This is a genomic window from Desulforhopalus vacuolatus (assembly GCF_016918505.1).
GTDB classification, from domain to species: domain Bacteria; phylum Desulfobacterota; class Desulfobulbia; order Desulfobulbales; family Desulfocapsaceae; genus Desulforhopalus; species Desulforhopalus vacuolatus.
Genome location: NZ_JAFFPZ010000116.1, coordinates 1 through 437, shown reverse-complemented (window position 1 = coordinate 437; position 437 = coordinate 1). Strand labels below are relative to the sequence as shown.

The 437-nt window shown below is 66.1% G+C and carries 1 protein-coding gene; it reads left to right on the top strand.

Annotated features, from left to right (window positions below):
* Positions 1 to 437, top strand: a 437-nt coding sequence (locus tag JWG39_RS16150) for an AMP-binding protein (protein ID WP_205220459.1), incomplete at both ends; no start/stop codon positions are given.

The following is a 437-nucleotide window of genomic DNA, read 5'->3' as shown; positions in this document are numbered from 1 at the left end:
ACTCAACGCAGACAGCAATCGCTACGCGCACGCGCTGCTTGCAAGCAGCCTCAAGCCCGGCGACAAGGTGGCGATGGTGTGTGGAAACTCTGAGCAGTTCCTGGTGGCCTCGTACGGCATTCTCAAGGCGGGACTGTTGTGGGTGCCGATCAACGCGATGCTCGGGCCGGAAGACGTGCGCTACATCCTCGAACATGCCGAGGCGCGGCACGTGGTGATCGACGCGGCGCTGTACCCGGCGCTGCGCGACACGCTGGCTACGCTCGGGCTCCCGGCGCACCAATGCTTCGGTGAACCGCTTGCCGACGGGCCGCAACCGGTGGTGCAAGCGCTGCAAGGCCACGCGGACACGCTGCCCGCTGTGGTGATCGACGATCCCGATCTCGCGCTCATCATGTACACCAGCGGCACGACCGGCCGACCAAAGGGCGCGATGC